Annotated in this window: 26 protein-coding genes; 18 read left to right on the top strand and 8 right to left on the bottom strand. The window is 73.3% G+C overall.

The window, feature by feature from the left end; genetic code table 11:
- The first annotated feature begins 2 nt into the window (after positions 1–2).
- Complete coding sequence (locus tag Asi02nite_RS23045; RefSeq protein WP_203715969.1) at positions 3–635, top strand: CG0192-related protein; 633 nt, start codon at positions 3–5, stop codon at positions 633–635.
- Between the two features lie 61 nt (positions 636–696).
- On the top strand, positions 697–2,814 hold the full coding sequence (locus tag Asi02nite_RS23040) for a M14 family zinc carboxypeptidase (protein WP_203715968.1): 2,118 nt from the start codon (positions 697–699) through the stop codon (positions 2,812–2,814).
- Positions 2,815–2,857: 43 nt separating this feature from the next.
- Here Asi02nite_RS23040 and Asi02nite_RS23035 read toward each other — a convergent pair whose 3' ends face one another.
- The 3 genes from Asi02nite_RS23035 to rpsD all read right to left on the bottom strand — a co-directional run bounded on the left by Asi02nite_RS23035 (position 2,858) and on the right by rpsD (position 7,322).
- Entirely contained in the window at positions 2,858–5,308 is a 2,451-nt protein-coding gene (locus tag Asi02nite_RS23035; protein ID WP_203715967.1) for an excinuclease ABC subunit UvrA, read from the bottom strand.
- A 233-nt stretch (positions 5,309–5,541) separates the two neighbouring features.
- A complete protein-coding gene (locus Asi02nite_RS23030; protein WP_203715966.1) occupies positions 5,542–6,717 on the bottom strand; it encodes a M20 family metallopeptidase in 1,176 nt (391 codons plus the stop codon).
- Complete coding sequence (gene rpsD / locus Asi02nite_RS23025) at positions 6,714–7,322, bottom strand: 30S ribosomal protein S4 (protein WP_203715965.1); 609 nt, start codon at positions 7,320–7,322, stop codon at positions 6,714–6,716. The genes Asi02nite_RS23030 and rpsD overlap by 4 nt, the downstream gene beginning before the upstream one ends.
- 73 nt (positions 7,323–7,395) lie before the next feature.
- On the opposite strand from rpsD, the gene Asi02nite_RS23020 reads away from it, so the two are divergent.
- A complete protein-coding gene (locus Asi02nite_RS23020; protein ID WP_203715964.1) occupies positions 7,396–7,860 on the top strand; it encodes a hypothetical protein in 465 nt (154 codons plus the stop codon).
- On the opposite strand, the gene Asi02nite_RS23015 is transcribed toward Asi02nite_RS23020, so the two are convergent.
- On the bottom strand, positions 7,857–8,651 hold the full coding sequence (locus Asi02nite_RS23015) for a PHP domain-containing protein (RefSeq protein WP_239126961.1): 795 nt from the start codon (positions 8,649–8,651) through the stop codon (positions 7,857–7,859). The genes Asi02nite_RS23020 and Asi02nite_RS23015 overlap by 4 nt on opposite strands.
- Positions 8,652–8,705: 54 nt before the next feature.
- Between Asi02nite_RS23015 and Asi02nite_RS23010 the strand changes: the two genes are divergently transcribed.
- From Asi02nite_RS23010 to Asi02nite_RS22950, 13 genes are all read left to right on the top strand, one after another.
- A complete protein-coding gene (locus Asi02nite_RS23010) occupies positions 8,706–9,179 on the top strand; it encodes a hypothetical protein (protein ID WP_239126958.1) in 474 nt (157 codons plus the stop codon).
- Positions 9,180–9,515: 336 nt separating this feature from the next.
- Positions 9,516–11,594 (top strand): PQQ-dependent sugar dehydrogenase, encoded by a 2,079-nt coding sequence (locus Asi02nite_RS23005; protein ID WP_239126956.1) that lies wholly within the window; start codon positions 9,516–9,518, stop codon positions 11,592–11,594.
- Between the two features lie 45 nt (positions 11,595–11,639).
- Entirely contained in the window at positions 11,640–13,271 is a 1,632-nt protein-coding gene (locus Asi02nite_RS23000) for a Ycf46 family AAA ATPase (RefSeq protein ID WP_203715963.1), read from the top strand.
- A gap of 27 nt (positions 13,272–13,298) precedes the next feature.
- Positions 13,299–13,736, top strand: a complete 438-nt coding sequence (locus tag Asi02nite_RS22995) for a hypothetical protein (protein ID WP_203715962.1) — start codon at positions 13,299–13,301, stop codon at positions 13,734–13,736.
- Entirely contained in the window at positions 13,733–13,951 is a 219-nt protein-coding gene (locus tag Asi02nite_RS22990) for a DUF2997 domain-containing protein (RefSeq protein ID WP_203715961.1), read from the top strand. Before Asi02nite_RS22995 ends, Asi02nite_RS22990 begins: the two co-directional genes overlap by 4 nt.
- Entirely contained in the window at positions 13,935–14,591 is a 657-nt protein-coding gene (locus Asi02nite_RS22985; RefSeq protein ID WP_203715960.1) for a helix-hairpin-helix domain-containing protein, read from the top strand. The genes Asi02nite_RS22990 and Asi02nite_RS22985 overlap by 17 nt, the downstream gene beginning before the upstream one ends.
- Positions 14,584–15,174: a 4Fe-4S single cluster domain-containing protein gene (locus Asi02nite_RS22980; RefSeq protein WP_203715959.1), complete on the top strand. Its 591-nt coding sequence runs from the start codon at positions 14,584–14,586 to the stop codon at positions 15,172–15,174. The genes Asi02nite_RS22985 and Asi02nite_RS22980 overlap by 8 nt, the downstream gene beginning before the upstream one ends.
- 93 nt (positions 15,175–15,267) lie before the next feature.
- Complete coding sequence (locus Asi02nite_RS22975; RefSeq protein ID WP_203715958.1) at positions 15,268–15,894, top strand: SRPBCC domain-containing protein; 627 nt, start codon at positions 15,268–15,270, stop codon at positions 15,892–15,894.
- Positions 15,895–15,928: 34 nt separating this feature from the next.
- Positions 15,929–16,387, top strand: coding sequence for a nuclear transport factor 2 family protein (locus Asi02nite_RS22970; RefSeq protein ID WP_203715957.1), 459 nt, complete (start codon positions 15,929–15,931; stop codon positions 16,385–16,387).
- Between the two features lie 41 nt (positions 16,388–16,428).
- On the top strand, positions 16,429–17,328 hold the full coding sequence (locus Asi02nite_RS22965) for an NADP-dependent oxidoreductase (protein ID WP_203715956.1): 900 nt from the start codon (positions 16,429–16,431) through the stop codon (positions 17,326–17,328).
- A gap of 10 nt (positions 17,329–17,338) precedes the next feature.
- Positions 17,339–17,719 carry a VOC family protein gene (locus Asi02nite_RS22960; RefSeq protein ID WP_203715955.1) on the top strand — a complete coding sequence of 127 codons (381 nt, stop codon included), beginning with the start codon at positions 17,339–17,341 and terminating at the stop codon, positions 17,717–17,719.
- Positions 17,719–18,603: an AraC family transcriptional regulator gene (locus tag Asi02nite_RS22955; RefSeq protein ID WP_203715954.1), complete on the top strand. Its 885-nt coding sequence runs from the start codon at positions 17,719–17,721 to the stop codon at positions 18,601–18,603. The genes Asi02nite_RS22960 and Asi02nite_RS22955 overlap by 1 nt, the downstream gene beginning before the upstream one ends.
- Positions 18,604–18,676: 73 nt before the next feature.
- Positions 18,677–19,759, top strand: coding sequence for an aldo/keto reductase (locus Asi02nite_RS22950; RefSeq protein ID WP_203715953.1), 1,083 nt, complete (start codon positions 18,677–18,679; stop codon positions 19,757–19,759).
- On the opposite strand, the gene Asi02nite_RS22945 is transcribed toward Asi02nite_RS22950, so the two are convergent.
- Both Asi02nite_RS22945 and Asi02nite_RS22940 read right to left on the bottom strand, forming a co-directional pair.
- Positions 19,756–20,745, bottom strand: a complete 990-nt coding sequence (locus Asi02nite_RS22945) for an LLM class flavin-dependent oxidoreductase (protein ID WP_203715952.1) — start codon at positions 20,743–20,745, stop codon at positions 19,756–19,758. The genes Asi02nite_RS22950 and Asi02nite_RS22945 overlap by 4 nt on opposite strands.
- A complete protein-coding gene (locus Asi02nite_RS22940; protein WP_203715951.1) occupies positions 20,735–21,127 on the bottom strand; it encodes an SCO5389 family protein in 393 nt (130 codons plus the stop codon). The genes Asi02nite_RS22945 and Asi02nite_RS22940 overlap by 11 nt, the downstream gene beginning before the upstream one ends.
- 215 nt (positions 21,128–21,342) lie before the next feature.
- Here Asi02nite_RS22940 and Asi02nite_RS22935 point away from each other — a divergent pair, with 215 nt between their 5' ends.
- Positions 21,343–23,394 carry a hypothetical protein gene (locus Asi02nite_RS22935; RefSeq protein WP_203715950.1) on the top strand — a complete coding sequence of 684 codons (2,052 nt, stop codon included), beginning with the start codon at positions 21,343–21,345 and terminating at the stop codon, positions 23,392–23,394.
- A gap of 1 nt (position 23,395) precedes the next feature.
- A complete protein-coding gene (locus Asi02nite_RS22930; protein ID WP_203715949.1) occupies positions 23,396–24,925 on the top strand; it encodes a hypothetical protein in 1,530 nt (509 codons plus the stop codon).
- Here the strand turns inward: Asi02nite_RS22930 and Asi02nite_RS22925 are convergent.
- Both Asi02nite_RS22925 and Asi02nite_RS22920 read right to left on the bottom strand, forming a co-directional pair.
- Positions 24,922–25,581, bottom strand: coding sequence for a DUF6308 family protein (locus Asi02nite_RS22925; protein WP_203715948.1), 660 nt, complete (start codon positions 25,579–25,581; stop codon positions 24,922–24,924). The two genes, Asi02nite_RS22930 and Asi02nite_RS22925, sit on opposite strands and share 4 nt — an antisense overlap.
- Positions 25,582–25,827: 246 nt before the next feature.
- On the bottom strand, positions 25,828–26,550 hold the full coding sequence (locus Asi02nite_RS22920) for an SDR family NAD(P)-dependent oxidoreductase (RefSeq protein WP_203715947.1): 723 nt from the start codon (positions 26,548–26,550) through the stop codon (positions 25,828–25,830).
- Between the last annotated feature and the right edge of the window lie 47 nt (positions 26,551–26,597).

Genomic DNA, 26,597 nt, shown 5'->3' with positions numbered 1-26,597 from the left:
CGATGGCGCTGCTGCACCGGGCGACTGTGACGCCCACGAAGCTCGAACTCCTGGCCGGCTGGCTGCCGACCCGGCGCTGGCACCAGGGTGCCGCCGGCGACCTGGAGCGGGTCGCGGCCTTCCGCTTCGACGACCCCGCGGGAGCCGTCGGCATCGAAACCATGATCGTCCGGCACGGCGCCGGGCCGGTCCACCACGTGCCGCTCACCTACCGTGACGCTCCCCTGCCCGGCTGCGACGCCTGGCTGGTCGGCACGGCGGAGCACTCCGTGCTCGGCAAGCGCTGGGTGTACGACGCCGCCGGCGACCCGGTCTACCTCGCCGTGATCGCCGGCGCGATCATCGAGGGCACCGGCGAGGCCGAGGAGTTCGTCGACACCGACGGCGCCGGCACGCTGCAGCGGCGTGAGCCGGCGATGACGGCCCGGGGCACCGGCGTGCCCGGCGGCACCGCCCCCGCGGTCGCGGACATCCGCCGCATCGAGGAGCACGGCGACCACACGGTGGTCGACGTGGGTTCGCTACGCATCGTCATCCTCCGCCGGATCACCCACGGTGACCTTCCAGGCGCCGCTCTCACCGGCCGCTGGGACGATCAACCGGAAGTTATCTTGGCGTATCTTTCGAACGGTTGACACAGGTCGATCTGTGGACTGATGTAGGACCCAACGTCCTTCGATGTCCGCAGGAGGTTCCATGTCAACCAGACGGATCTGGGTGGCCAGCGCCACCGCAGCCGTTCTGACGGTCGGGCTGCTCGCGCCCTCCGCGTCGAGCACCGCCGCCCCGCCCGACACCGCCGCACCCGCCGCCGGCCCGACCGTCAAGCTGGCCGCCGGCGAGACGGCCCTCGTCCGGTTCCGCCTTCCCGACGAGGCGATGCTGCGCGACCTCGTCGCGAGCGGCGCCGACGTCGCCGCCCGGCCGCGCACGACGCTCGGCCAGGTCCAGGTCGACCTGGTGGTGACCGGCGCGGAGCTGGACGCGCTGACCGCCCGCGGCGCCGTCGCCACGCAGCTCATCCAGACCGCCACCGAGGGCTCCGCCCGCGTCGCGGCCAGCAAGCGCGCCGCGGCGCGTACCCTGGCCGCCAACGCCGACACCCTGCAGTTCCTGCAGTCGTACTGGTGGACCGCCAACGGCCAGAGCTTCCTCTCGGTGCAGGTCGCGACCACGGCGACCGACGACCCCGACGTCGAGATCACCGTGACCTGGACGACCGCCGACGGCCGCACCGGGTCCTTCCCCCTCTCGCGTTTCGAGGACTCGGGCGAGTACCAGTACCACGTCGCCCTCCCCCAGCCCGTTCCGGCGCAGCCGGTGACCGTGACCGCGAGCTCGAGCCTCGGCGGCAGCACCCGGGCCATCCGGCCGACCGCGTGGCCGGGCGCGACCCCGCCGCCGCTGCCGGCCGGCTACCAGAAGGACTTCATCGCCGCCTACATGACTCCGACCGACATCCAGGCGCGGATCAAGCGGCTCGAGCGGCAGTACCCGGCGCTGGTCGACGTCATCGACCTGCCCAACAAGACACAGGGATACCGCCGCACCGCGTCCGCGTACCTCGGCGACCCGGCCACCGCGGCGATCGTCGTCGACTCGGTCAAGTTCGGCGACCAGAAGATGAACGGCGTCCAGGTGAAGTCGGTGGACCCGGGTAGGAAGAACCGGCCGCTGAACGCCACGTACAAGGACCGGGTCCTGACCGTCTCGCTCGCGACGGACAGCACCGGCGCCGTCATCAGCACCACCGACCAGGTCGCCGCGTTCGTCGACGCGCGCTACCCGACCGTCTTCAACGCGTTCGTCGAGGACGGCTCGGCCGGCAAGCTCATGCCGGTGGCCGGGCCCGCGCGGCTCGACGACGGCCTCGACGGCACCGAGGTGTCGAAGAAGCCGTGGACCGTGCAGGCCATGCGGCTCGGCTCGGTCCGCGACGGCTCGAAGATCGGTGTCATGGCGTACTCCCAGGAGCACGCCCGTGAGTGGGCCACCCCGCTGGTCACGCTGGAGTTCGCGGAGCGGCTGCTGGCCAACTACGCGACCGACGCCGAGACGCGCAGCCTGCTGGACAACGTGGACGTCTTCGTGATCCCGATGGTCAACCCGGACGGCGCGAACTACGCGTTCAACGACTACAACTTCCAGCGCAAGAACCTGGTCAACCACTGCACGGGCGCCCAGCGCGACCCGCGGAACGCCAACTCGTGGGGCGTCGACATCAACCGCAACTACACCGTCGGGTCCTACTTCGACGGGTACGTCGGCGGCAGCGCCAACTGCCTGTCGGGCACGTACTCCGGCACGTCGGAGCTGTCCGAGGCCGAGAGCCGCAACGTCATCGCGCTCGCCGAGGCACACCCGAACATCAAGTTCGCGATGAACGTGCACAGCTACGGCGGTTACTTCATGTGGCCGCCCGGCGCCTACAAGGCCGACGGCCGGGTGACGCTGCCGCGTCCGTCCATCGAGGAGTCCGCCTACTTCATGCAGAGCGCCAAGCGCATCATCGGCGCGATCCGCACCCACCGGGGCACGGTCACCTGGCCGTCGTACACCGGCCCGGTCGCGGACGTGCTCTACTCGGCGGCCGGCAACTCGGCCGACCAGCTCTACTACGAGCTGGGCATTCTCGCCTGGGACTTCGAGGTCGGCAACGACCTGTGGAACGCGGAGACCCAGGAGTGGGAGGGCGTGGGCTTCCAGCCGCCGTACGAGGAGGCGCACGCCGAGTCGCAGGAGTACGCCTCGGGCCTGGTCGAGCTGGTCCGGGTCGCCCGGGACATGCAGGCCGAAGGGGCCGTTGCGCCGTAGCGGGTTCGGAAACGGCTCCCTGCCTCGTGCGGGGGGCCGTTTCCTATCCGCGGGCCAGGTGCGCGGCCAGCCACGGGCCGGTGACGCTGTGCGGGTCGGCGGCGACCTCCGCCGGCGTGCCACGGGCGACGATGCGCCCGCCGTCGGGGCCGCCGCTCGGGCCCATGTCGATGACGTGGTCGGCCGCCGCCAGCACGTCCAGGTCGTGGTCGATCACGATGATGGTGGCGCCGTCGGCGAGGAGCCGGTCGAAGACCCCGACGAGGGTACGGATGTCCACCGGGTGCAGGCCCGTCGACGGCTCGTCGAGCACGTAGAGGACGTCGCGCTGGCTGCTGCGCAGGCGGGCCGCGATGCGCAGGCGCTGCGACTCGCCGCCGGACAGGGCCGGGGTCGGCTCACCGAGGCGCAGGTAGCCCAGGCCGACGTCGAGGATGGGCCTCAGTGGACGGACGATGGTCGGCACGTCGGCGTACGCGTCCAGGGCCTCGCGCACGGTCATGCTCAGCACGTCGGAGATGGTGCGGTCGTCTACCCGTACCGCCAGCGTCTCGGGATTGAACCGCGCGCCGTCGCAGGTGGGGCAGACGACGTTGATGTCGGGCAGGTACTGCACGTCCAGGTCGAGCGAGCCGATCCCGCGGCAGGTCGGGCACTGGCCCGCCTTCGTGTTGAACGAGAAATGGCCGGGTGTACGGCCCGACGCCGCGGCGAAGTAGGTCCGGATGGCGTCGAAGGCGCCGGAGTAGGTGCTCGGCGTCGACCGGGCGTTGAGCCCGATCGGGGTGGCGTCGATCTCGACGATCTGGCGGATGCTCCCGAGGTCGAGGGACTTCACGTGCGCGGGCAGGTCCTTGCCGGCGAGCAGCGCGCGGGCCGCCGGGATCAGGCTGTCCAGCACGAGGGCGGTCTTGCCCGCGCCGGACGGGCCGGCCAGCGCCGTCAGGCGGCCGACCGGGAAGCCCGCGGTCACGTTGCGCAGGTTGTAGAGGCGGCGCACGGCGATCGTGGCCCGCTCGCGGGGCAGCGGGCGGGGCGGGCGGTCGACCGCGGGGCCCCCGTCCAGGAACGGGCCCACGATGGACTTCCGGTCGCGCTGGACCTGGTCGGGCGTGCCCTGCGCGACGATCGTGCCGCCGAGCCGGCCGGCGCCTGGGCCGAGCTCGATGATCCAGTCCGCGCTCCGGATCAGGTCGAGGTCGTGCTCGACGATGACGACCGTGTTGCCGTTGCCCGCCAGGGCGGCGATCGTCTTGCGCAGCCCCTCGACGTTGCTCGGGTGCAGGCCGACGCTCGGCTCGTCCAGGACGTACAACATGCCCGTGGTGTTGGCCCTGACCGTCGAGGTCAGCTCGATCCGTTGCAGCTCCCCTGTGGACAGGGTGGCGCCGGCCCGGTCGAGGCCGAGGTAGCCGAGGCCGAGGTCGAGCAGCGGGCCGATCGCACCGGTCAGCTCACCGACGAGCCCGGTGGTGAGCCGGTTCAGCTCGGCCGGCAGGTGTTGCGGGATGGTGTTCGCGAACGCGGCGAGCTCGTCGAGGTCGAGCGCGCTGATCTCGGCCAGGTTGCGGCCCTCGAGCGTCGAGCGCAACGCCTCGGGCCGCAGCCGGGTGCCGTGGCAGACGGGGCAGGTGTGGGAGACGAGGAACCTGCTCTTCTCCGACTTCTCGGCGGCGGTGACCGCGTTGTCGTAGGTGACGTTGAGCGGCACGCGGCGCCCGTTGCGCCCCGAGACGACGACCATCTGCTTGCGCGGGCCGCCGTGCAGCACGAAGTTCTTCTCCTTGCGGGTGAGCTTGCGGTACGGGACGTCGAGCCGGACGCCCAGCTCACCGGCGGCGTACATGCTCAGCCGGCGGCCGCCGACGTTCCAGGGCAGCACGGCGCCTTCCGCGATCGTCTTGCTCTGGTCCGGCACGAGGCTGTCGGGGTCGACGTCGTACCGGGTGCCGATGCCGTTGCAGCCGGGGCACGCGCCGATCGAGTTGAACGCGAACGACTCGGCGCCCGGCGCCTCGAACCGCACGCCGTCGACCGGGCACTGGATCTCCATCGCCTGCGTGGCAACGGACGGCGGCACCTCGTGGCCGTTCGGGCAGCGGTGGGTGCCGAGCCGGGACATGATGAGCCGCAGGACGTTGAGGACCTCGCTCATCGTGCCGACGGTGCTCCGCGGGCCGGGCGTGGGCGGGCGCTGCCGCAGCGCGAGGGCGGGCGGCAGGTGGTCGATGCGGTCGGCGTCCGGGCGCTGGGCCTGGGTGAGCCGGCGCCGGCTGTAGGTGCTGAGGCCTTCGAGAAAGCGGTGCACACCTTCGGCGTAGAGGGTGCCCATGGCGAGGGAGGTCTTACCGGAGCCGGAGACACCGGCGATGACCACGGTGCGCCAGAGGGGCACGTCCACGTCGAGGTCGCGCAGGGTGTTGTGCCGGACGCCGCGGGCCGCGATGGCGCGCGGCAGCGTATCCGGCGGGGCGGCGAGCTTCGCGGGTGCCATAGTCTCCGGTCTAGCCGCAATCGGCCCTCTTTGCCGGCGAAACGGCTGTAGCGCCGGTCACAGCGTCGGCCATGCGCCGGTGCCGACGACCTTCCCCTCGCGCCCGGCCGGCGTGCCGGAGTCCACGATGGTGGGACGGGGTCGCACTGGTGATCGGCGCGAGATGCCACGTGGGCCCCACCCCGTAAGGCGTCCTAGGATGGAGTCGTGTCCCTGCCCCGGGTGGTTGGCGGTCAGGCGAAGGCGTGGATGATTCCGGCGATCAGCGCCGCACGGTCCACAGTGGCGTCGATGTCGATGTGCTCGTCGCGGGCGTGCGCGCCCGACCCCACCGCGCCGAGGCCGTCGAGCAGGGGCACGCCGAGGGCCGCCAGGAAGTTGCCGTCGCTGCCGCCGCCGACCGCGCGCTCGGACAGGTCCTCGCCGAGGACCGCCGCGACCGCGCGGGCCAGGTCGACCATCGCCGCGATGCCCGGCGTACGCGGCATCGGTGGGCGGTTCCAGCCGCCGTCCACCGTGACCCGCAAGCGCGGGTCGGACGGCCGCAACGCGGCCAGCGCCGCGTCGATCCGGGCGGCCTCCGCCGGATCGGTCACCCGCACGTCGACGGTCGCCGAGGCGTGGCCGGCGATCACGTTGGCCCGCGAGCCGCCCGCGATCGTGCCGACGTTGACGCTCGTCCCGCGGTCCAGCGCGGCCAGTGAGCGCAGCCACAGCACGACCCGGGCCACCTCGTCGATCGCGCTGACGCCCTTGTCCGGGTCCAGGCCCGCGTGTGCCTCGACGCCGGTGACGTCGATCCGGAGCAGGCCGAGGCCCTTGCGCGCGGTCTTGAGCGCGCCGTCGATCCCAGGCTCCAGGACGAGTGCCGCGGTCACCCCGGACGCCGCCGCCTCCAGGACCGGCCGGGACGCCACGCTGCCGATCTCCTCGTCGCCGTTGAGCACGACGCGTAGCGGCGGGCGGGGCAGGCCGGCCGCGTCGAGTGCGCGGACCGCCCAGAGCGCCTGCACCAACCCGGCCTTCATGTCGAAGACGCCGGGGCCGCGGGCGATCGGACCGTCCACGGTGAACGGCCACTCGGCCAGCGCGCCGGCCGGCCAGACCGTGTCGTAGTGGCACAGGAGCAGCAGCCGGCGCGGGCCCGTCCCGGGGAAGTCGGCGACCAGGGTGTCGCCGTGCGCCGCGGCGCGTACCCGATCGCTCGTCGAAGCGGGACCCAGCGCGGCGACCAGGCGGTCGGTCACCCAGTCGAGCCCACGGTCGAGGTGCGGCTTGCTGTCGCTGGGCGTCTCCACGCCCACGTAGTCGCCGATCTCCGCGAGCATCGCCGCCCGCCGGTCGCGCAGCCACCCGCGGACCGGCGCGAGATCGACCGCGCCGGCCCGTTCGGGAGTCGGCAGGCTCACCGGCTGTAGAACTCGACGACCAGTTGCTCGTCGCAGAGCACCGGGATCTCGGCGCGCTCGGGCAGCCGGATCAGCGTGGTGCGCAGGTCCGCGATCGAGGTCGACAGGTAGGGAGCGGTGCGCGCGCCGACGTGCGTACCCGTGGCCGCGATCTGGAACGGGGTCTTGTCCTTGCTCTTCGGCCGCACCTCGATGGTCTGGAACGGCACGACGCGGTACGAGGGCCGGTCGACCTTGCGCCCGTCGACGGCGATGTGCCCGTGCGCCACCGCCTGGCGGGCCTGGTAGATGGTGCGGGCGAAGCCGGCGCGCAGGACGAGCGCGTCGAGCCGGGTCTCCAGGCCGACGACCAGCCGCTCGCCGGTCTTGCCGGTGCCCCGGTGCGCCTCGGTGAACGCGCGGCGCATCTGCACCTCGCTGACGTTGTACTGGTGGCGCAGGCGCTGCTTCTCCAGCAGCCGGACCTTGTAGTCGGTCTCCTTGCGGCGCGCGCGACCGTGCACACCCGGCGGGTACGGCCGGCGCTCGAAGTACTTGACGCACTTCGGCGTCAGCGGAATGCCGAGCGCCCGCGAGAGCTTCGCCTTCGGCCGCGACTCGTTCACCTTGCCTCCAGAGGTTGGATCTGCCGAGAGGTTAGCCTAACCTAACCAGGAACGGCACCCCCAGGAGGCACTCATGACGCAGTCCACCGACCTCGTCGCGCTCGCCCGCACCCTGGCCTCCGGGCACACCCCGGGCACGGTCCAGGTGTCCCGCCGGGTGGCGGGGCCCAGCGGCCCGCACACGGTCCGGCACGCGCTCGACCGCGCCGGCTCGCCGTTGCTGCTCACCGCGGTCGACTCGCCGGTCGACCGGGCGCTGACCGGGTCGGACGGGCACGACGTCGCGACGGTGCTGGCGGTCCCGGCCCCCGACGGCGGCCACCTCTGGCTCTCGGGCTGGTCGACCCGCCTGCGCGAGCCGCTGCTGCGCGCCGCGGTGCTCGAGTTCGCGGCGGCCCACCCGCTCCCGGACCTCCTCGACGTCGGCCACGGCCACGCGATCCACCGCATGGACGTCGACGAGGTCCACTGGGAGCTACCGGACGGGCGCTGGATCGAGATCGACCCCGAGGAGTACGCCGCGGGGGCGGCGCACTAGGCCCGGAGCCACGGGCCGACCGGGTCCGGGCCCGGGCGGAAGCCGTGCGCCTCGGCCGCGTAGGCCGCGAGGCGGAACTGCCGGGCCACGGCGTCGGGGTCGTGGGCGTCGCTGCCGAACGCGATCGCCCGGCCGCCGGCCTCCCGCCACCAGCCCAGCAGCTGGGTGTGGAGCAGGCGACGGGTGTTCAGCTCGAGAACGCGCCCGCTACGGCGCACCGCCGCCAGCGCGACGCGGAACTCCTCCTCGAAGTCGCCGATGTCGCACCGGCCCGCCGTGTCGGGCCAGTGGCGCAACGGGTAGTCGACGTGCGTGACCACCTCGAAGTCGGTGCCGGTGTCCGCCAGCCGCACCACCTCGGCCAGGTAGCCCCGGACGACCTCGGCCGCCGCGACCTCGCCGTAGGCGTGACCGACCTCGACGTACCGGTCCGGGCCGATCCGTCGGGAGTGGACCGAGCCGAGCACCCGGTCGAATCCCTGGGCGACCAGCGCCCGCAGCTCCGCGGCGTGCCAGTGCGGCTCGCTGAACTCCACACCGGACAGCACGCGCAGCGTCGGGAACCGGTCGCGGCACTCGTCGATCGCCGCCCGGTAGCCCGTCAGGTCGAGCGGTGGCCCGAGGCGGACCCGGCCGCCGGGCATCGTCCACGGGGTCAGGTCGACGTGCTCGGTGAACGCGACCGCCGGCACGCCCAGCTCGACCGCCCGCGCGCAGCTGCGCACCATGTCGCCGCCCGGCGCGTCCCACGAGAACTGGCTGTGCACGTGCCCGTCGGCTGGAAGCGTCACGCCGCGAACCCTATCGGCCCGTTTGGCGCCGGGGATGTGGGGAAGGTGGCGGGCATGGACCTGCGGATGCTGTCCGGCGTCACCGCCGGCGCCGCGGCGGGTGCGGCCGGCTGCGCGGCGCTCGACGCGACGACCTATCTCGACATGGCCGTGCGCGGGCGTCCCACGAGTGACGCACCGGCCGAGACCGTCGAGGCGGTGATCAAGCACCTGCCGGTCGACCTGCCCGGCACGAACTCGCACCGGCAGAACCGGCTGGAAGGGCTCGGCGGCCTCTCCGGCGTGCTCACCGGCGTCTCCGTGGGTGCCGCCTTCGGGCTGCTGCACGGGTCCGGCTGGCGACCCCCGCTGCCGGTCGGCGCGGTCCTCGCCGGGCTCGCCGCGCAGGCGCTCTCGGACGGCTCGCTCGCCGGCACCAAGGTCTCCGATCCCCGCACGTGGTCGGCCGCCGACTGGCTCAGCGACATCATCCCCCACCTCGTGTACGGCACGGTCACCTACGCCACGCTGGACGCGCTGGAGCGCTGATCTGGCTTTCCATCGAGCGGCGGCCCGCGTAGGGTAGCCGGCAGGATCGAGATGTTCCGATCAATCGATGGGGGGTTCCGGAACTTCACATCGCTGTGCGAGATCCTCGCCGCCTGTCGGTGCGCGGGCCCCGTGGCAAGGGCCCCACTGACGCGCGTCGGCCGCGCGACCGTCTCGCCGTGATCCGTCAACTCGTCGGCCTGTGGCACCAGCCGGCGACGCCTGGTCACCCGTGACCGGCCGTGCGTCCGGCGTGCCTTCGTGTCGGCGATGAACGGCGCGTGACGCCTGTTCCCGGCCGGGTGACTCTGTCCACCCAGACAAGGGAGGCGTCCGTTGCGCAAGAAGCTCGCCCTGTTCGTCGCGCCGCTCCTCGCGGTGTCCGGCGGCGCGGTCTCGTGGTCCCCGGCCACGGCCGCACCACCCGGCGGCCCGCCCGCCGACAGCAACTTCCAGAAGGTGACCCTCAACGACTTCCCCGGTGAGCCGATGAGCCTCGCCGTGCTGCCCGACAACCGGGTGCTGCACACCGCCCGCACGGGCGAGGTACGCATCCACGACCCGAGGTCGGGGCTCAACATCCTCGCCGCCGACGTGCCCGTCTACGAGCACGACGAAGAGGGACTCCAGGGCGTCGCGATCGACCCCGACTTCAGCCGCAACAAGTGGGTCTATCTCTACTACTCCCCCGTGCTCGACACCCCCGTCGACGACCCGGCGACGCCGGACGTCAACGAGGGCGACGCGCCGTTCGAGGGCACCCCGGAAGACTTCGCCCCGTTCAAGGGCCACCTCCAGCTTTCCCGGTTCAAGCTGGAAGGCAACAGTCTCAAGCTCGACACCGAGCAGAAGATCATCCAGGTCGCCACCGACCGCGGCATCTGCTGCCACGTCGGCGGCCAGATCGACTTCGACGGCAAGGGCAACCTCTACCTGTCCACCGGCGACGACACCAACCCGTTCTTCTCCGACGGGTACGTGCCGATCGACGAGCGGGCCAACCGCAACCCGGCGTTCGACGCCCAGCGGACGTCGGCGAACACCAACGACCTGCGCGGCAAGCTGCTGCGGATCAGGGTGAAGCCCAACGGCGGCTACACCGTCCCGTCCGGCAACCTGTTCCGGGCCGGCACGCCCAAGACCCGGCCCGAGATCTTCGCGATGGGCTTCCGCAACCCGTTCCGGTTCGCGGTCAACCGGCAGACCAACGACGTCTACGTCGGCGACTACTCGCCGGACGCGGGCGAACCCGACCCGGCCCGTGGCCCGGCGGGGCACGGCCGCTGGATGCGCGTCGACAAGCCGGCCAACTACGGCTGGCCGTACTGCGTCGGTCCGGATCTGGCCTATGTGGACTACGACTTCGCCACCGGCACCTCGGGCGCACCGTTCGACTGCCGCCGGCCGGTCAACAACTCGCCGCACAACACGGGGCTCACCCGGCTGCCTCCGGTCGAGAAGGCCGAGGTGAACTACTCGTACGGCGTGTCGCAGGAGTTCCCCGAGCTGGGCGAGGGCGGCATCGGCCCGATGGGCGGCCCCGCCTACGACTACGACAGGCGCAACAAATCGCGGGTCAAGTGGCCCGAATACTATGACGGCGTGCCGCTGTTCTACGAGTGGAGCCGCGACTACACCAAGGAGTTCCGGCTCGACCGGCGCGGCAACGTCGACGACATCCGCCCGGTGCTGCCGTCGCTCGTCTTCGACAACCCGATGGACATGGAGTTCGGCCCCGACGGCGCGCTCTACGTTCTGGAATACGGCGACGGCTTCTTCTCGGAGAACCCCGACGCACAGCTGGCCCGGTTCGACTTCGTGCGCGGCAACCGCACGCCGATCCCGGTGATCAGCGCCGCCCCGCTGGCGGGTGACCCGCCGTTGGTCGTCCAGTTCTCCAGCGCCGGCACCGTCGACCCCGACGGCGACCCGCTGCGGTACGCGTGGGACTTCAACGCCGACGGCCGGGTCGACTCGACCGCGCCCAACCCGTCCTACACGTTCACGGCGGCCGGCACCTACCGACCCACGCTGAAGGTCACCGACAGCACCGGCCGGTCGGCCTCGGCCGAGATCCCCGAGTTCGTCGTCGGCCCCCGCCCGCCGGAGGTCGAGCTCGTGCAGCCGGCCGACGGGCAGCCGTTCGAGTTCGGCGACACGGTCACCTTCGAGGTGAGCGTGGTCGACAACGACCCCGTGAACTGCGCGAACGTCACGGTCAACTACATCCTCGGCCACGACGAGCACGGCCACCCGATCACCTCGGCGACCGGGTGCACCGGCACCATCACCACGTCGGCGCCCGGGCACGGTCCGGGTGACGACCTGTTCGGCGTGTTCGTGGCGACCTACACCGACCCCGACGGCCTGACCGGCACCGACCAGGTCGTCCTGACCCCGAGCGCGACGCCCTAGGCAGGGCGTGGGCGGGGTGGTCCGGGTGCGGCAGACTGCTCTCCTGTGGAGCAGCCCTTCCGGACCACCCTCGCCCAGTTGCTCAAGGCCCGCTTCCCCATCGTCTCCATCGAGTCGCACGAGGAGCTGCGGGTGCTCTTCGAGGTGCGCGCCGTCGCCGGCGACGCCGACCTCGTCCGCAAGCCCCGTCCGGTGTGGACCTGGTCGCTGACCGACGGCCTGCGCCGCGACGACGGCGAGGAACAGGCCCGCACCACGGACCCGGCCGACGCGCTCGACGCGCTGCTGCGGGTGGGGCAGCCGCTGGTCGCGGTCTTCCGCGACCTCCACCCCGTGCTGGGCGGGCCCGGTCACCCCGGCGACCCCGCCGTGATCCGCCGGCTCCGCGACGTCGCGACCGCCTTCCGCTCCGAATCCGAGCCCCGCACGCTCGTGCTGGTATCGCCGGTGAGCCGGGTGCCGGTGGAGCTGGAGAAGGACGTCACCGTCGCGGACTTCCCACTGCCGTCCGAACAGGAGATCCGCGGCGTGCTCGACGGCATGCTGCGCGCGAACGCGGGCTCACCGCGCCTGCGTGTCGACCTCGACGACGCCGGCCGCGAGCGGTTCGCCAAGGCCGCGCTCGGTCTGACGCTGCACGAGGCCGAGAACGCCTTCGCCCGCGCGATGGTCGACGACGGCGTGCTGCACCTGGCCGACCTCCCCGTGATCCTGGAGGAGAAGCGGCAGACGGTACGCAAGGCGGGCCTGCTCGAGTTCGTCGACAGCGGCCCGCGCCTGACCGACATCGGCGGCCTGGAGACCCTCAAGCGCTGGCTCGGCCGGCGCGAGGGCGCCTGGTTGGCCGACGCCGCGGACTACGGCCTGCCGGCGCCGCGCGGCGTGCTGATCACCGGCGTGCCCGGCTGCGGCAAGTCGCTGACCGCCAAGGCGGTCGCCGCCGCGTGGGGCATCCCGCTGCTGCGCCTCGACATCGGCCGGGTGTTCGCCGGGCTGGTCGGGTCGAGCGAGCAGAACATGCGCGGGGCGATCCGGACCGCCGAGGCCGTCTCGCCCTGCGTGCTCTGGATCGACGAGATCGAGAAGGGCTTCGCCGACACCGGCGCCAACGACTCCGGCACCTCGTCACGGGTGTTCGGCTCGTTCCTGACCTGGATGCAGGAGAAGAGCCGCCCGGTGTTCGTCATCGCCACCGCCAACCAGATCGAGCACCTGCCACCCGAGCTGCTCCGCAAGGGCCGGTTCGACGAGGTGTTCTTCGTCGACCTGCCGACCCGCGCCGAGCGCGACGCGATCTGGACGCTCCATCTCGGACGGTGGCTACGCCACCCGCGGGTGGGCGCCCCCCTCACGGTCGACGCCGGACTGGTCGCGGAGCTGACCGGGCTCAGCGCGGGCTGCTCCGGCGCCGAGATCGAGCACGCGCTCGTCGCGGCGGTCTACGACGCGTTCGCCGAGCGACGGCCGCTGCGCCGCGACGACGTGGTCCGGGCCCTGGCCAACATGGTGCCGCTCAGCGTCACCCAGGCCGAACGGATCGCGGCCGTGCGGGCCTGGGCCGACGCCCGCGCGGTCGCCGCGACCGCCGCCGAGGACCTCGACCCCGAGCCGGGCCCGGTGCGGCCCGGCGCCGACGGGCGGCAGCGCCCCCACGGCGGGCGCCATGTCGAGTTCTGACGTGCGCGACGAGCGCGGGAGGGTGCGATGAGCGTGTCCCTGATCCTGGTCCCGGCGGCCCTCGCGGCGGCCGCGGTGATCCAGGCCCGCGCGGGCGGCACCACCTGCACGGTCTCCACCCGGATGCGCGACAGCGGCCTGCTCGCGGCGGCGCTGCGGGAGACCGGGGCCGTCGTCACCGACGCCACCGACCGGATCGACGCGCTCTGGGCCGGCGTCACCGCCGCGTTCACCCGCGACGCCGAGGGCGTCTGGGCGGCACACTTCCGCGGCGGCGTCGACGAGGAGCGGGCGGTCGAGATCGTCCGTCGGCTCGACGTCGCGTACGGCCGGAAGGTGCAGGCGGCGGTCGTCGAGCGGCTGCGAAACCGCGCCCCGGCGGCCGGGCTGCGGCTGGAGTCCGAGACGGTCACCGACGACGCGGCGGTGCGGATGGTCTTCGCGGTCGAACGGCGGCGCGGGTGACCGCGCGGGAGACGGTGACGGTGGTGGTGGCCGCCGACGGCACGGTCAGCGCGCGGACCGACGGCGTGCACGGGCCCGGCTGCCTCGACCACATCGCGGTGCTCGAGGACCTGCTGGACGCGACCACGGTGTCCAGCGCCTACACCGCGGACATCCACCGCGCGCGGACCCGGGTCGACGCGACGGAGGTGGTGCCCGATGTCGACCGGCACTGACCGCGGCTTCTGGTGGCGGCTCGGCCAGAGTTCCTGGCTCCTGCTGGCGATCGGCGGCCTCGGCTGCCTGGGCGGTGGCGCGTTCATCGTGCTGGGCGCCGTGATGCGCCGCAGGTCGATCTGGATCAGCGGGATCCTGTACGTCGCCGTCGCGTTCCCGGCCTACATCGCCTTCGGGACGGTGGCGGAGGGCTCCACCGCGTACGAGTGGATCACCGGCGTGCTGGCGCTGGCCTGGCTGTTCAGCGCCGTCCAGGCGTTCTTCGTCAACGCGGAGTGGCTCCGGTGGCGCACCCGGCCCGGGGCCGCCACACCGCCCCTGGTGCCGCCGCCGGGCTACGCCACTGCGCCCCCGGACCGGCCCGCTCCCCCGGCCGAGCCCGTCGACGTCAACGCGGCCGGCGTCGACGAGATCGCCGCCCTGCCCCACTTCGACATCCGGCGGGCCGCGCTCGCCCTCGCCGCCCGGGACCGGCTCGGCGGCTTCACGGACGTCTACCAGTTCTCCGACGTCGCGGGCCTGCAGCCCCACGAGTACGTCCGGGTCCTCCCGCTGATCGTCGCCCACCCGGCGCAGCCGCCCCCGCCGCCCCCGCCGCAGAACCCGGCCGCCTATCCGGACCGCATCGTCGATGTCTGAGCCGACCGTCACCGTCGCCCGCTACCTGGCGACCACGACGGCCGAAGGTCCCGGCGTGCGTACCGCCGTCTGGGTGCGGGGTTGCACCATCCGGTGTGCCGGGTGCTTCAACCCGCACCTCTTCGCGGCCGAAGGCGGCATCCGCTGGACGGCCGCCGCGCTGGCGGCCCGGGTGCTCGGCGAGCCGTCGACGGGGCTGACCCTGCTCGGTGGCGAGCCGTTCGAACAGGCGGACGGGCTGGCCGAGGTGGCCCGGCGGGTGCGCGCCGGTGGCCGGTCGATGCTCACGTTCTCGGGCTACACCTACGCCGCCCTGCGCCGCCAGGCCACCCGGCAGCCGGGCGTGGCCCGCCTGCTCGCCGCCACCGATCTGCTGATCGCGGGACCCTTCCTGCGGGACCGGATCGACCACGACCGCCCCTGGGCCGGTTCGACCAACCAGGAGTTCGTCGTGCTCGGCGACCACATTCCGGACGACGGCACCGTCGACCGGGTCCAGGTGGACGTCGACGCCGCCGGCACGGTCGCGGTGAACGGCTGGCTCGACACCGACCGCCTCGACGCGCTGCTGGCCGACCTGTAGAGAATTAACTCTGGACTTATATAAGTGGCTGCTGCAAGACTGTGGCACGGCACCGGCGGGCGCCCGCCCGCCGCCGACAGGAAGGACAGGCGGATGATCGACATCGCCCAGCACCTCAAGGCGATCCACCGCGAGGTCGGCACCGGCCCCGCCGCGGGCGGCGGTGGCGAGGAGGTCCGCGTGACGCTCCGCCGGACCTACCAGGCGCCGGTCGCCGACGTCTGGGACGCGATCACCGACCCCGACCGGGTCAGGCGCTGGTTCTATCCCGTGAGCGGCGACCTGCGCCCCGGCGGCTCGTTCCAGCTCGAGGGCAACGCCGGCGGCGAGATCCGGCACTGCGAGCCGCCGCACCGGCTGACCATCACCTTCGGCGGCCCCACCAGCGTGGTCGACCTGACCCTCTCCCCCGGCGCCGGCGACGACACCGAGCTCGCGTTCACGCACACGGTGCCGATCGAGATGGCCGGCAGCGGCGCCGGCGCGCTGTTCGTCGGCCCCGGCTGGGACGGCGCCCTGCTCGGCCTGGCCCTGTTCCTGGCCGGCGAGGTGTTCGAGGACCCGATCGCGGCGGCGGGCTCCCCCGAGGTCCAGGAGTTCTCCCGCGGCTCGATCGACGAGTGGGTGGCCGTGGTCGAGGCGTCCGGCACCGCCACCGCCGACGAGACCGAGGCCGGCCGGCAGATGGCCCTGGCCCAGTTCGCCCCCGGGCAGTCCTAGACGGCGTTACGGTCGGTCGGAGGGGGTGTCCGCGATGACCGACCGACCACCACTGCCGCCGTTCGACGAGGCCAGCGCGCGCCAGAAGGTGCAGGCCGCGGAGGACGCCTGGAACACCCGTGATCCGCGGCGCGTCTCGCTCGCGTACACGGAGGACTCGGTCTGGCGCAACCGCGACCTGTTCATCGTCGGGCGCCCGGCGATCGTCGAGTTCCTGACCGACAAGTGGTCCCGCGAGCTCGACTACGCGCTGCGCAAGAACCTGTGGTCGTTCACCGACGACCGGGTCGCGGTCCGCTTCCAGTACGAGTCGCACGACGGCACCGGCCAGTGGTGGCGCAGCTACGGCAACGAGCTGTGGGAGTTCGACGAGCACGGGCTGATGCGCCGGCGCGAGGCGAGCATCAACGACCACCGCATCGACGAGTCGGAGCGCCGCATCTTCGGGTCGCGCCCCCAGGGCTCCGACGAGCCGGACCTGCCGACACACTGAGCGTTGACCTCAAGCCGGGTTGAGGTCGCAGACTGGCCCGCATGCGTGCCGCTGCCTTCACCGCGCCAGGTGGTCCCGACGTGCTCCGGTTGATGGAGCTGCCCGATCCGGTCCCGGCCGAAGGGCAGGTGCTGGTCCGGGTACGCGCCGCGGGCGTGCAGCCCTACGACTGCGCGGTCCGCGCCGGCTGGCTGCCGGCCGGTGTCCCGCCGACGTTCCCGCGCGTGCCGGGCAACGAGTTCGCCGGGGTGGTCGAGGTGGGCACCGCCGACCTCGCGGCAGGCACCGAGGTGCTCGGCTTCGGCCAGCTCGGCGCGTACGCCGAGCTGATCGCGGTGCCCGCCGACCAGGTCGTCGTCAAGCCGGCGGGCATGCCGTGGGAGATCGGGGGCGGCTTCTCCGCGGGCGCGCAGACGGCGCACATCGCGCTCGCGGAGATCCGGCCGGGCGCGGGCGAGACGCTGCTGGTGCACGGCGCCGCGGGCGCGGTCGGCACGGTCGCGGTGCAGCTCGCGGTAGCGGCCGGTGCGACGGTCGTCGCGACCGCCCGCCCGGAGAACCACGCCTACCTGCGCGACCTGGGCGCGGTCCCGGTCGCCTACGGGGCAGGCCTTGCCGACCGGCTGACGGCGGCGGCTCCGGGTGGCTTCGACGCGGCCCTGGACGGCGCCGGCGGCGCGGCCCTGGACGTCTCCCTCGAGCTGGTGCGCGACCGCGACCGGATCCTGACGCTGGTCGACCACGGCCGGGCCGCCGCACTGGGCGTCCGGGTCACCCCGCCGGCCCGGTCGGCCGCCCGCCTGGCCGCGCTGGCCGACCTGCAGGACCGCGGCGCCCTGAAGATCCACGTCCGCCGGACCTATCCCCTGGCGGCCGCGGCCGACGCGCACCGCGACGTCGAACCCGGGCACGGGCGGGGCAAGGTCGTCCTCACCGTATAACGTCTGGTCGATGATCGGACGTCTGCACCACACGATCCTCGACTGCCCGGATCCCGACGCGTCCGCCCGCTTCTACAGCGCGCTGCTCGGGTTGCCGATCACCTACCGCGACGACGACTTCGCCGTCGTCGCCACCTCCGACCGCGCGTCCGGCCTGGCCTTCCAGCGCGCACCCGACCACCGCCCGCCGACCTGGCCCGATCCCGCCGTGCCGCAGCAGATCCACCTCGACGTCATGGTCGACGACCCAGTGGCCGCCGGAGCGGCCGTGCTGGCGCTGGGCGCCCGCAAGCTCGACGGTGCGGGCGTCTACGCCGACCCGGCCGGCCATCCCTTCTGCCTGATCCCACTCCCGAGCTGGGCCGACCCGGTGTGTGCTGAAATCGGGTGATGCAGCTCGACGAGCTTCGCGCCCTGCTGGCGCGGCACGCCCGGCCCGACTGGACGACCGACATCGACGGAGTGTTGATCTCCAAGGTCGACCGCTCGCTGCCGCCGTCGCCGTCGATGTCCGGCACCGTCCTCGCGCTCATCGCGCAGGGCGCCAAGCGGTTGTCGCTGGGCGACCGGGTCCACGAGTACGCGGCCGGCCAGTACCTCGTCGCCTCGGTCGACCTGCCGGTCACCGGGCACTTCGTCGGCGCCACCGTGGCGAGCCCCGCGCTGGGCTTCGGGCTCGTGCTGCGCCCGGACGAGATCGCGGACCTGCTCGTGGGTGCCGGCCCCGGCGAGGTGCCGGCGGCCGCGCCACCCGGCATCGCGGTCAGCGACGCGTCCGCCGAGCTGGTCGACGCGGTGGTCCGCCTGCTCCGGCTGCTCGACCAGCCGCGCGACCGGGCGGTGCTCGCCCCGCTGGTGAAGCGGGAGATCCTCTGGCGCGTGATGACCGGCGAGCAGGGCGGCCTGGTCCGCCAGCTCGGCCTGCCCGACAGCGGGCTGCGGCACGTCGAGCGGGCCGTGCGCTGGATCCGCGACAACTACGCGCAGCCGTTCCGGGTCGAGGACCTGGCCCGGCTCGCCGGGATGAGCGTCTCCGCCTTCCACCGCAACTTCCAGACGGTCACCGCCATGAGCCCGATCCAGTTCCAGAAGCGGATCCGGCTGCAACAGGCGCGGCTGCTGCTGGCCAGCCACCCGGGCGAGATCAGCCAGGTCGGCCACCGCGTCGGGTACGACAGCCCGTCGCAGTTCAGCCGCGAGTACCGGCGCGAGTTCGGTGCCCCGCCGAGCCGGGACGCCGCCCGCCTGCTGGCCCCGGCGACCGCCCTGCCCTGAGATCGGCAGGATCGGGCAAGAGCCGGCGCCGATCGGTCTACCCGCGGCCGTGCCCGCGGCGTTCGATTGACCCATGGCACTCGACAACTACGTCACCCTCGGCCGGTCCGGACTCCGGGTCAGCCCGTTCGCCCTCGGCGCGATGACCTTCGGCAGCGACCCCGGCGGCGCCGGCTGCGACGTCGCGGAGTCCGAGAAGATCCTGGCGACCTACCTGGAGCGCGGCGGCAACTTCGTCGACACCGCCAACTTCTACACCAACGGCCACTCGGAGAAGATCCTCGGCGACTGGTTCGCCGCCCGGCCAGGGCTGCGCGACCGCGTCGTACTCGCGACGAAGTTCTTCTTCAACATGTTCCCCGGCGACCCCAACGGCGGCGGCGCGGGCCGGAGCTCGATCATCGCGCAGCTCGACGAGTCGCTGCGCCGGCTCCAGACCGACCGCGTCGACCTCTACTGGATGCACAACTGGGACCGGCACACCCCGATCGAGGAGACCATGCAGACCCTCGACGACCTGGTCCGGGCGGGGAAGATCCGGTACGTCGGCTTCTCCAACACGCCGGCGTGGGTGACCGCGCAGGCGCAGACCATGGCCCAGCTGCGCGGCTGGACGCCGCTGATCGCGCTGCAGGTGGAATATTCTCTGCTCGCCCGGACCGTCGAGGGTGAGCTGGCACCGTTCGCCCGCGACCAGGGCCTGGCGCTGACGCCGTGGAGCCCGCTGCGCAACGGCTTCCTGTCGGGCAAGTACCGGCGCGGCACGCAGGTCACGGACTCGGCCCGCAGCGCGTACGTGGGCGGGCCCAGCGACGCCGACTACGCCGTGATCGAGGCGGCCGCGGCGATCGCCGACGAGCTGGGCACCAGCGTGGCCGCGGTGTCGCTGGCCTGGCTGCGCGCCCGTCCGGGCACGGTCGTCCCGCTGGTCGGCGCCCGCCGGGTCGCGCACCTGGAGTCCAACCTGGACGGTCTGGAGGTCGCGCTGGGCGACGACCACCTCCGCACGCTCGACGAGGTGTCCGCCCCCGACCTGGACTACCCGGCACCCATGCACGGCGCGCAGCAGGCCATGCTGCAGTTCGCCGGCGCGACGGTCGACGGCCGGGAGTCCACCGTGTACCCGCCGCTGCTGCAGAGCGACGTCCGCTACTAGTGGAGCAGGGCGGCGGCGAGGGCCTCGATGTTCGCGGTCACCTCGGGCCGCGTGCCGGCGGCCTCGACCATCAGGAGCTGATGGCGTACGCCGGTGGCGGCGGCCGAGTCCGCGAGCCGCCGGCGCACCTCCCGCGCGTGGCCGACCGCGCCGACGTCGAGCAGGTGCGCGGTGTACGCCGTCAGGTCGCGCTGGGCCGGCTCCGAGCCGTCCAGCCGGACGTACTCGCGGGTTCCCGCGAGCAGGGCCGGCAGTCGTTCGCGGACCAGCTCGGTGGCCCCGTCGCCCACCTGGGCGAGGTGGGCGCTGGCGTGCGGCACCGCCGCCGGGTCGTGCCCGTGGGCGGCCGCCACCCGGCGGTAGCGGGCGAGCAGGTCGGCGTGCTCCGCGTCGGTCGCGTGCATCCCGAGCAGGAGCGGCAGGCCGCGGGCGGCCGCTGTCTCCACCGTGGACGGTGAGGTCGCGGCGACCCAGACGGGCATCGGCCGGCGTGGCCGCGGCACGACGGCGACCGGGCGGAACCGAAACACCGGGCCGCCGGCGCCGACCCGCGGTGCCCCGGAGAGCCATCGGAGCAGCAGGTCGAGGGCCTCCGGGAAGCCGGTCGTGAAGCGGTCGAGCCCGGTGCCGAACACCTCCAGGTCGACCCACGGGCCGCCGCGGGCGACGCCGAGCGCGAACCGGCCGCCGGACAGCTCGTCGAGCAGCACCGCCTCCTCCGCCAGGGCCACCGGGTGGCGGTTGGAGAGCACGCAGGCGGCGGTGCCGACCCGGATGCGACGCGTCGCGCCGAGCAGGTTGCCGGCCAGCGCGGTCGCGGACGGGCACGTCCCGTACGAGATGAAATGGTGCTCGGCCAGCCAGACGCCCGCGAACCCGAGGCGCTCGGCGGCCAGCGCGTAGCTGACCGCCGAGGCGAGCGTCTCCGCGTCGCTGACGCCGGGGAACCGGCCGGCGAGCAGGAACAGGTGGTGGTCAGCAGTCACGCAGCTCGGGCGACTGGTTGAGGAGCTGGCCGCGGGCCGAGGTGAACCGCCGGTAGGTCTCGCCGCCGACCGCCGACGGGCGGAACGCCGCGACCCGGTGGCAGTTCTGGAAGGCGAGCTTGACGCCGAAGTGGCGCTCGAGGCCGCCGCGGATCGCGTCGCTGGCCAGCGCTCGCAGCAGCTGTCCACGCTCCTGTTCGGACGGTGGTGGCAGCACGTTGTCGGCGAACTCGGCGTCGCTCGTGGACAGGTCGCCGGCGACGCGGCTGATCAGCTCCCAGGCATACGGCAGCGACGTGCGGACACACGCGACGAAGTCCTCGGGCGCGACCTCGCCGCGTTCGGCTTCGGCGAGCAGGTCGGGCGGAACGGTGAGCGACACGACAGTCTCCTCTCGGACGGTATCCGCACAAATACTATTAGTGATCACCGTCGATGGCTAGAGCCCGGCGCTCGTCGACGCGTTCCCCCGGCCGCTCCGTGACGTCGCCGGCGACCTGTCCGCTTTCGGACATCCGGAGATCTGATCGGTGGTCATCAGTCTCCTCCTCGCATAGGTTCACGACAGACGCATCGAAGGCGAGGCCCGGATCCGCCATGCCGACAGACAGCAGAGATCCGTTCGATGACCTCCGCGCGCTGATCGAGACGTTGCCGGTGCCCTCGGCGCCGCCCACCTACACCCAGCGCGAGGCGGCGCTCGGGCTCGCCCTGATGGACCTATCGCTGCGGCTCGACCACGTCCCGCGGGTCGCGGAGCATCTCACGCTGATCGACCGCGGCCACATGACCCGCTCCGTCAGCGTCGACGTGGACCTGGCGGCGATCGCGGACGCGCAGCGCCGCCGGATCATGGCTCCGGCGGAAAGCCTGCACGGCAACGCGCTGTGGATCCCGATCTCCCGCTACAGCCGCAGCGACCTCGCGCCGGTGGTGGTCAAGGACTCGACCGGCGAGGTGGTGCCGCGGTTCACCCACCGCGACTCCAACCGGGTGACCGCGGCCGCGTTCGTCCGGCTGCTGACGATGCTGATCGACGCCCACCGCGACGTGACCGTCCGCGACACCGTGGTGCACAAGCTCCGGCACACCCACCAGCGGTCGCGCTGGCTGGTCGAGGCGGCGCTGGCCGAGCTCGTCACCGCCGGGTCGCTGCCGGAGACGGGTGTGCGCACGCCGCTCGACTACGCCCGCCTCCTGGCCTCCTCGGCGGACGGGCGCGAGGCCGACGCCCGGGCCGTCCGCGACCTCGCGCTCGCCGGGCTCGACGAGCTGTGGCCGGCCGACGGGCGAAACGGGATCCGGTTGCCCTTCGCGCACCTGCTCAGCCTCGCCTGCAGTCAGTACATGCTCATCGTGCTGCTCGACGCCGCCCATCCGCGCCGGTTCCTGGCCTGGGACGCGCCGCTGCTGCCCGGCCGCCGCCCGAGCGCGCCGCTGCAACGGCTGGCGCAGAGCGTGCTCCCGGTCAACCGCGAGTTCGTCGTCGAGTACGAGACCGCCATCCCGCGCTCCGTCGGCGCCTACCACCTCACGGTCGAGGTCAACGAGGAGGTCAACGTCCGCCGGTTCGTGCTGTCCAGCGACGTCGACGACGACTTCGTGCAGGCGCTGACCCAGGACGTGGAGATGCTCGCCGAGGCGAGCGCCGGGGCCGCGCCGCACCGGAAGCTGCTCGAGCTGGAGCTGCAGGGCATCGCCTCCCGGCTCGCCGAGATCGGCCGGCGGCGGCTGACCGACCTGACCAGCTACCGGCGCTACATCGCCGAGCGGCACCGGTCCCTCGGCGCGGAGCCGGCCAACGGCGGGCCGCCCGGCATGACCGGCGACGAGGTGGTCGCCGCGCTCGGCCGGGGCGACTGCACCGTCCCGGTGCTGGCCGCGTTCGCCGCGCACTACTCGGCGGACGGCATGCGCCACCTCGCCCGCGGCCCGCTGGCCGGCGCGGCGCTGCCCGCCCTCGCGTCGGGCATCCGGGACTACCAGCTCGGCCATGACATCACCACCGACAACGACCCGCGCGAGCACGGCGCCCACGCGCACTGGCGCCGCCCGAACGTCGACCTCAGTCCACACTCGACACAACCGGTGCGGGCCGTGGCCTACCTGTCGCTGGCCGACGAGGCGCCGGCGCTGATCGAGGGCATCACCCGGATGGTCGCCGGCCTCGTCGCGGTGGTGCTCGGCATCGGCACCCTGCTGACCGGCGGGCTGGCCTGGCTCTACTCGGGTGCGGTCACGCCGAACTCGGTGCCGGAGCAGGCCGACGCGGTCGTCGCGGTGCTGCTGCTGGTGCCGGGCCTGCTGATCGCGCGGCTCGACCTGCCCAGCACCCACTCGGTGCTGGGACAGCTGCGCCAGTTCCAGCGCTCGCTGGCGTTCGTCTCGGTCGCGGTGACCACCGGGCTCGCGATCGCGGCCGGCACGGTGCACACCGACCTGGGGATCACCCGCGCGTTCCAGATCGGCATGGCGGTGCTCTGCCTCATCCTGGTCTGCTGCCTGCTCGAGTTCGTCGCGCGGCGGGCCCGGCGGCGCAGCGCGGTGTCCCGGTCGGCCCGGCTGCCGCGCTGGTTGCTGGCCACCCGGAGTCGGTCCCGCCGGGCGTACGCGCCGGACGCGGTCTTCGACGCACGCGGGGAGGTGTGAGATGGAGCGACGGACGTCGAGGTCGTCGGAGCTCGCGACGATCGCGGCCGAGGCGGCGGGCGCCGACACGTCGTCGGTCCGGCTGCGGTTGGTGCACGGCCCGGCCGGCTTCACGGCCGACGGGCTGTCCGAGCCCACCGCCGACCCGCCGCCGCCCGACCTGGCCCAGTGGCCGAGCGACTTCTGGCTGTTCTCGGTCGCCGGCCTCGCGATGTGCGTGTCGGCCTGGCCGGCGGCCGCGACGGTGTTCAGCGAGCCGTTCGAGGTGGGTACGCCACTGCGGACGGATCGGGACGACACCCACGCGTACGACGGCTTCTCCGTGCCCAACCCCGGCTTCCTCAACGAGCCGAACCGGCGGATCGACGCGCTGCTGACACTCAACAGCACGCACTGGTCACCGTCCTATCGCGACAGTCTGGTGACCGGCGCCGTGCTGACCCGGGTCTGCCAGCTCGCCGTCGACCGGGGGCGCGGGCCGGTCGTGCACCTGCACTCGCCGGTGGCGCCGTTCGTCGACCAGCAGATCTCGGCGCGCGGCGACGGGTCGCACGAGCGGCTGCGGGACGCCATCGGTCCGTGCGTACGGCTGTCGGTCGCGGTGAACCCGCACGAGCCGACCGCCCGGCTGGACTTCGAGCGCGGCCTGGTCGAGCTCGCGGAGGAGTTCGGCCTGGGGCTGAAGCTCAACGACCGCCGGTTCAACCGGGTGCCGGGCGAGTGGTTCACGATCCGGGGCTTCGACCGCGAACGCTACCGGCAGGTGCGGGCCCGACTCTTCCCCGAGACCCCGATGCACCTGCCGAAGCACGCGATGATCGCCACGGTGATGGGCCCGGCCCGGCTGGGCATGGCCGCGGACGTGGTCGCCCGCATCCGGTCCAGCGGCGCGGGCGTGCTGGCGGCGGCGCTGTCGAGCGTACGCAAGATCGGTTTCATCAATCTCGTGGTGCCGTTGGCGGAGGGCGCGGACGTCGCGGCGCCGGCCTGGTCGGGCGGCTGGGACGACGGCCTGAAGCTGATCGCGGAACGCGGCGGCCTGTGGGACGCGGACGGCGCCGACCACGGCGACGACGGCGCGTTCGCCGGTTACAAGGTGGCGCTGAGCCAGCCGATGCGCTGCTCGTTCCCGCAGTCGAGCCGGCGCACGGGCGCGTCGGTCACGGGCCGGGTGCCGTACCCGCTCTGGCTGCGCTGGGAGATCCCCAACCGCACGGTCGGCTCACCCCGCCTGCTGGCGATGGTGGCCGATAACCTCGGCGTCTACGCCGAGCACACCGAGGTGGCGTACGCCCGGGCCCGCGTCGGCCGCGGCGACCTCGTCCGCGGCCGGGCGAAACTGGTGGTGCTGCTGACGCACGCGCCGCGCGACGTGGCCGACGCGCAGGCGGTGCTCAACGAGGTGGCGGAACGGGTGCAGGAACGCACCCTCGAACAACTGACGGACATGCGCTGGGCGGGCGCGGCCCGGGTCCGCCTCCGCCTGTCACCGCGCGAACGCTGGCTGACCTACTCGGGCATGTCGGCCTAGCGGCCCGCGGCGCGGCCCAGGATGTCGATCAGGCGGATGTCGCTCAGGCGTTCGCCGGCCTCGCCGACGAGGTCGCCCTCCGCGCGCAACGCCGCCCGCAGGTCGTCCAGGGCGCCGACCGCGCGCAGCACGTCCGCGCGGATCGCGGCCCAGTAGGTGCGGCGCACCCAGCGGCGGTCGCGGCGCCTGTCCTCCAGGTCGCGCGCCGCCGATCGGGCCGGCTGGTGGTAGCGCTGCAGGACCCCGTAGTCCAGGACCGGGAACAGCGCCGGCCGCGTCAGGTAGAGGCAGGTGCTGATCTTCGTGTGGTCGATCCCGCGCGGCCGGTCGCGGTAGAAGTGCCCGTACAGCGCCTCCGCCGCCTCGTAGAGGCCGCCTTGCTCCAGCGGGTCCGCCTCCGCCAGGGTCGCCGCCGGCGGGACCACGTCCCACGGCGCGCCGGCCGACTTCGTCAGCAGCCAGGCCGCCTGGGCGCGGTTGGTCCGGCTGTCGGCCGCCAGCGTCGCCGCGACCAGTTCGGGGGTGAGGGCCGGCGCCGTCCCCGCGACGAAGTCGAACCGTCGCAGCACGCCGGGATTCGCGCGGCACCAGCCCGCGACCACCTCCAGCGGATCGTCGATCTTCCACCCGGCGACGTCGATCGGCGGCACGCTCATATCCATCGCCTTTCGTCGAACCGACAAAGGTTGCCGCCAACAATGTCCCCGGCCGGCGCAGACGTCAACCCGCCAGGACCCTGGTCGGGACGGGCCGCGGCGACGACCGGCTGCTCACCTTCGTCCACGAGGCCACGCACGACTGGTGTTTCAGCTCCGCGGTCGTGCACGCCCGGATCTACGCGGCCGGGCGCGACGAGTTGACGGTGACGGCGCCGGCGGGCTCCGTGGCCGCGGCCGGCGAGGTCACCGGGTGAACTGCTGCCCGCCGTCGATGTCGTAGGTCGCGCCGGTGAGCGCGGTGTTCGCCATGAGGTGCACGGCAAGCGCCGCGACGTCGGCGGCCTCCACCACGCGGGCGATCGGCAGCGTCGCGCGCAGCTCGGCCCGGCGCTCCTCGATCGCCTGGCCGAGCAGCCGCGCGGAGAGCGGGGTGTCGACGAAGCCGGCCGCGATCAGGTTGACCCGGATCGGCGCGAGCTCCAGCGCCAGCGTGGCGATCAGGGGTGGCAGCGCGGCCGACGCCGCCGAGACGATCCCGATCTCCCGGCTGATCCGCCGACCGCCGGTGCCGCCCATGAACAGCAGCGTGCCGCCGGGCCGCATGCGGTCGCGGGCGTGGCGGGCGACGACCACGGCCTGGACCGCGTGGTCGCCGATGGCCGCGCTGATCTCCGCGGGCTCCATCTCCAGCAGCGGTTTGTAGTTCGGGCCGCCGGCGGTGACCAGCACGTGGTCGACCTGCCCGGGCAGGTCCTCGAAGAAGCCGGCGATCGCCGCCGGGTCGGTGGCGTCGAAGGAGGCCGTACGCGCGGCGCCGACGTCGCGGGCCGCCCGGTCCAGCCGGCCCTGGTCGCGGCCGGTGAGCACGACCTCGGCGCCCTCGGCGCGGGCGCGGCGGGCCGTCTCCAGCCCGATGCCCGCGCTGCCGCCGATCAGCACCACGGTCTGGCCGGCGAGTTCCGGCATGGCTACGCCCCCTTCGACGTACCGGCGGGATACTGGCCAATAACGAC

It is taken from the genome of Asanoa siamensis (assembly GCF_016862555.1).
GTDB lineage: Bacteria > Actinomycetota > Actinomycetes > Mycobacteriales > Micromonosporaceae > Asanoa > Asanoa siamensis.
This window is presented reverse-complemented; position numbering and strand designations above follow the sequence as displayed.

Coding starts and splice junctions, on each gene's coding strand:
- Asi02nite_RS23010 (WP_239126958.1), top strand. CDS start 8,706: ATGGACCTGCGGATGCTGTCCGGCGTCACCGCCGGCGCCGCGGCGGGT.
- Asi02nite_RS22985 (WP_203715960.1), top strand. CDS start 13,935: ATGTCGACCGGCACTGACCGCGGCTTCTGGTGGCGGCTCGGCCAGAGT.
- Asi02nite_RS22965 (WP_203715956.1), top strand. CDS start 16,429: ATGCGTGCCGCTGCCTTCACCGCGCCAGGTGGTCCCGACGTGCTCCGG.
- Asi02nite_RS22920 (WP_203715947.1), bottom strand. CDS start 26,550: ATGCCGGAACTCGCCGGCCAGACCGTGGTGCTGATCGGCGGCAGCGCG.
- Asi02nite_RS22995 (WP_203715962.1), top strand. CDS start 13,299: ATGAGCGTGTCCCTGATCCTGGTCCCGGCGGCCCTCGCGGCGGCCGCG.
- Asi02nite_RS22980 (WP_203715959.1), top strand. CDS start 14,584: ATGTCTGAGCCGACCGTCACCGTCGCCCGCTACCTGGCGACCACGACG.
- Asi02nite_RS22935 (WP_203715950.1), top strand. CDS start 21,343: ATGCCGACAGACAGCAGAGATCCGTTCGATGACCTCCGCGCGCTGATC.
- Asi02nite_RS23035 (WP_203715967.1), bottom strand. CDS start 5,308: ATGGCACCCGCGAAGCTCGCCGCCCCGCCGGATACGCTGCCGCGCGCC.
- Asi02nite_RS23020 (WP_203715964.1), top strand. CDS start 7,396: ATGACGCAGTCCACCGACCTCGTCGCGCTCGCCCGCACCCTGGCCTCC.
- Asi02nite_RS22975 (WP_203715958.1), top strand. CDS start 15,268: ATGATCGACATCGCCCAGCACCTCAAGGCGATCCACCGCGAGGTCGGC.
- Asi02nite_RS22950 (WP_203715953.1), top strand. CDS start 18,677: ATGGCACTCGACAACTACGTCACCCTCGGCCGGTCCGGACTCCGGGTC.
- Asi02nite_RS22930 (WP_203715949.1), top strand. CDS start 23,396: ATGGAGCGACGGACGTCGAGGTCGTCGGAGCTCGCGACGATCGCGGCC.
- Asi02nite_RS22970 (WP_203715957.1), top strand. CDS start 15,929: ATGACCGACCGACCACCACTGCCGCCGTTCGACGAGGCCAGCGCGCGC.
- Asi02nite_RS22955 (WP_203715954.1), top strand. CDS start 17,719: ATGCAGCTCGACGAGCTTCGCGCCCTGCTGGCGCGGCACGCCCGGCCC.
- Asi02nite_RS23045 (WP_203715969.1), top strand. CDS start 3: ATGGCGCTGCTGCACCGGGCGACTGTGACGCCCACGAAGCTCGAACTC.
- Asi02nite_RS23040 (WP_203715968.1), top strand. CDS start 697: ATGTCAACCAGACGGATCTGGGTGGCCAGCGCCACCGCAGCCGTTCTG.
- Asi02nite_RS22925 (WP_203715948.1), bottom strand. CDS start 25,581: ATGAGCGTGCCGCCGATCGACGTCGCCGGGTGGAAGATCGACGATCCG.
- Asi02nite_RS22960 (WP_203715955.1), top strand. CDS start 17,339: ATGATCGGACGTCTGCACCACACGATCCTCGACTGCCCGGATCCCGAC.